The organism is Brachybacterium sp. SW0106-09 (assembly GCF_001293905.1).
Lineage (GTDB): Bacteria > Actinomycetota > Actinomycetes > Actinomycetales > Dermabacteraceae > Brachybacterium > Brachybacterium conglomeratum.
Map to the genome: position 1 here is coordinate 1 of NZ_BCAK01000048.1, position 3823 is coordinate 3823.

General features: G+C 72.8%; 3 protein-coding genes. All 3 read right to left on the bottom strand.

The window, feature by feature from the left end; all coding sequences use genetic code 11:
• A partial coding sequence (locus Y09_RS13970) for a glycosyltransferase (protein ID WP_053918281.1) occupies positions 1 to 2424 on the bottom strand: 2424 nt, incomplete at its 3' end.
• Between the two features lie 54 nt (positions 2425 to 2478).
• The gene (locus Y09_RS13975) at positions 2479 to 3492 is read right to left on the bottom strand and encodes a hypothetical protein (protein ID WP_053918282.1); all 1014 of its coding nucleotides are present in this window, start codon (positions 3490 to 3492) and stop codon (positions 2479 to 2481) included.
• A gap of 4 nt (positions 3493 to 3496) precedes the next feature.
• The coding region (locus tag Y09_RS13980; protein WP_053918283.1) for a hypothetical protein at positions 3497 to 3823 on the bottom strand (327 nt) is incomplete at its 5' end.

Genomic DNA, 3823 nt, shown 5'->3' on the forward strand with positions numbered 1-3823 from the left:
CTCGGCGCCCGGCTGCACCACGAACAGCGACTCGTCGTCGACGAACGGGGCGGTGCGGTAGCCGCTCTGCCCGCGCCGCGCGTAGTCGAAGACGACCCGGTCGGCCCGGGGTGCCGTCGACAGGCGCTTGCTGCCGAGGTACTCGTCCCGCACCACGCCGCCGACGGCGGGCGCCGCGCCCCAGAACCCGGCGGCCTCGGCCAGCTGGATCACCAGCGCCGAGCGGCCGAGCTCCCACAGGTGCACGCCGTCGGCCGTGGTGATCTCGAACAGGCCGTGCTTCCGCTCGGCCTCGCTGAGGCGCTCGAACATCTCGCCGTAGGACCACGGCGGGCTCACGCGTCGGCGCGAGGCGCCGTCGCGCAGCTCCACCCAGTCGTACTCACCGCGCATCGAGACCGTGGGGCGCTCGGCGGTGCCGGCGTTGCGGACCTGCACCCCTCCGGCCCGGTTGATCGGCGTGCCGAAGCTGTCCACGCCGGAGGTGACCGGGTACCACGGATGGCGCGGGATCTCGCGTCGGGTGGCCGCGCCCGGGGCCCGGGACGGGCCCGAGAGGATGCGTATCGTCGAGGCCGCGGCGCTCGGGCCGATGTCCAGCAGCGGGGCGAGGATCGAGCGGGCGTCGATCGGCCCGGCGGCGGGGTTCTCCTCCTCGACGTCGAGGTCCGCAGCCTGGCCGAGCGGGACCTCGCCCTCGGTGGGGTTCGCCGAGGGCTGCGAGAGCGTCGCCCCCTCGGCGCCGGCGAGCTCGCGCCGGGCCCGCATCCGGGTGCCGACCGTGGAGGCGACGTCGCGCACCTTCCACACGACGTCCCGCGGGGCGCGCACGGCGAGATGGGCCAGCGCGGTCGGGGCGTGCAGCGGGAGCGTCCCGCCGGAGGTCCCGAAGACGGTGTCCTGCGCCGCGGGCCGTCCGGCGCCGTACCGGGCGTCGCGGCGCAGGTGCGGGAGCACGACGAGCTCGTGCTGGTCGGTGGTGCTGGCGAGATAGTGCCGGTCCCCGGAGCCGGGGGCGGTGGTGTACGAGATCACCACGGGGGCGGAGGCCTCGAACTCGATCCGGGTCGTGCCGCGCTGGGTCCGCACCTTGGCGGCCCGGGTCTGGACGCCGTCGTCGACCTGGACGTCGTGCAGCCCGACGGGGGAGGTGACGGTGAGCTGGTGGAGGCGACCGCCGCGGGCGCGGCGCGCACGATGCTCGATCTCCCCCGTCCCGATCGGCTCGTGCCCGTCGGTGCTGAACACCCGTGCGAGGTCGAGCGGCGCGTCGTGGGGACCGAAGAACTCGCGGTACTGCGACACGATGGCCGAGGCGGCGTATCGCTCCTCGTACCTCTCCCTCGCGCGTCGCCCGAAGCGCTCCCTCAGCCCGGCGTCCGCGGCCAACTCGCCAAGCCTCGCCGCCAGCTGCTCGACGTCACCGACGGGGACGATGTATCCGCTGGCTCCGTCCTCGAGCGCCTCGCGAGGGCCGAAGTCGAAGTCGTAGGTAACAGTGGGCAGGCGATGATAGGCGGCCTCGAGGAGCGGGTACCCGAACCCCTCGGAAAGCGAGGTCATCAGCACGATGTCCGCGGTGGAGTACACGTCCTGTTCGGTGCCGAAGCCGGGCATGCGGACGCGGTCGGTGAGGTCGAGCGAGTCCACCAGCTCCCTGACCGCGACGTAGTAGGGATTCTGAGGGTTGATGTTCCCCCACAGCGTGAGGTGGACGGACTCGTCCTCGATCAGGGACAGCGCCCGCACCGCGTCGAGCTGGTTCTTGCGGTGCTGGAACGAGGCGGGCAGCGCGATCTCCACGCCCTCGTGCTCGACCCGCTGGATGCTGTGAAGGCCCTCCCCGGAGAAATTCGGGATGGACACCACATCTTCGTCTGCGAAGATCGGGATGAACTGCTGGCGCAGTCCGTCGGCGACCGTCTGCAGACGGTCGATGATGCCACCGGACTCCATCAGCGGGTCCCAGAGCTCGGCGTGGTGGAGATAGTCGCCGTGGATCTGCAGCACGGTGCGTGGGCGTCTGGCGTCATCGCCGAGGGCATGTCGGAAGGCGAGGGCCTGCACCGGGGCGGTGAACACGATCGTGTCCTCCTCCGTGAGCGCGTCGTTGAGCTCCCGGAGGGCGGCCAGCTCGTTGGCCGTGAACTCGTAGTGCAGCGCGCCGAGGTCGCCGGCGAGCTCGGGGTGCGCGTTGCGGTGCAGCAGACGGCCGCCGTCGGCCGGCAGCGCACGCAGCGTGTAGGCGGGGACCTCGAGGTCCAGCGGCCACGTCGGCAGCATCCTGTTGGAGATCCCCCCGGTGCCGAGGAAGCCCAGCACCGCCACCGCGTATCCCGCCGCACTCAGCCCGTTGCCCAGCTGGACGACGGACTTGTGGTAGCCGGTGGGCCCGGCGACCTCGTTGGTGCAGATCACGATCATTCGGGCGACAACCTTCCTCAGGTCACGGGGGTCAGGGGAGAGTGCTCCACGGGGTCACCGTGCGGGGACGAGCGGCTCCGGCAGGAGGGCGTCGCGCGCGGGGAGGCGCGGAAGCCGGCCGGGCAGATGGCTGAGCGGGTGGCGCAGGAACACCAGCGGGGACTGGCCGGAGCCGGCGTCCTGCGCGCCCTCGGTCCGCTCCACGAGGCCGAGCACCGCGCCAGCCTTCCGCAGCGGGGCACCGCCCCAGTAGCTGAGGAACGGTCCGGCGGTGCTGCGATCCCAGCCGAGCGCCGCCCGCAGCGCCGCCGGGGACAGCAGGTGCTCGTGGCCGAGCTCCGCCAGGGCGACGGCGCGTCGGGTCGCGTCCTCGGCGGTGTCGTCGTGGAACTCGGGCCACAGCTCGCGCGTGCGACGGGAGACCTCGGTGCCGAGGGAGCCGATGGCGAGGTCGCCGCCGTAGATCGCGGTGGGCGTGCCCTCGGCGGCGGCGTAGACCACCGCGGTGGAGAGCTGGTTGGACACGACGCGCCGCGCCCCGCGGACGAGGCGGAGGATCCGGCCGAGGAACTGCGGGTCGCGCCGCTCCCCCGCGCTGACGACGCGGTGGCCGTGCTCGCTCCAGACCTGCACCTTCTCCGGGCGATCGAGGTCCTCGGGGTGGAGGCAGACGAGGGAGGGGCCATCGCGCTCGGCGAGCTCGCGGGCGAGGTCCGCGTCGTCGTGCCGGAGCTTGACGAGGCGGGTGTCGTGGACGGGGAAGGCGACGGTCGCCCCGAGATCGGCGACGGTTTCGTCGGCGGTCAGTGCGCTGAGGTAGAGGAAGGGCGCGCCGATCGGCGTGGTGAGGAAGGGGTCCTCGGCGGGGTCCCAGCCCCGCGCCCGGTGGCTCCACACCAGACGGCGCGAGGTGCGGGGAAGGCGCGCGAAGTCGGAGAAATGCACCAGCGAGGGCGAGCGGACGGTCCAGCCGTGCTGGAGGAGCCCGTGGAGGTGGCGGACGGAGTCGAGCCCCGCGTGGAGGGCGAGGGCGGCGCTGTGCCCGTAGTAGTGGTTCTGGATGTCCATGGGCTCAGCCGAAGATGTCGTGACGGGACGCTGGGACCTCGTAGGGGACGAGGTCGTGCGGGGTGCGCGCGAGGCGGAACAGGCCCGACTCGACGTCCTGGAGCGTCTCCTCGAAGCCCGGCACCTCGATGACGTAGGTCGGGCAGCCCAGCGCCGCGGACTCCCACAGCGAGGTGGAGAACGTCCCGACCGCGATCGCGGAGCGCGTGATGGTGGTCAGCGTGTCCTCCTCGGCGATGTCGACCGACTCCTCGAGCCCGCTCGCGGCGAGCTCCTGCCCGATGATCTCGCGCTGCGCGGGATGCGGGGCGATCACGACACGCAGCTCGGG

What these genes read in the sequence shown, in the direction of transcription:
- Y09_RS13975 (WP_053918282.1), bottom strand. Translation starts at nt 3,492, where the DNA reads ATGGACATCCAGAACCACTACTACGGGCACAGCGCCGCCCTCGCCCTC.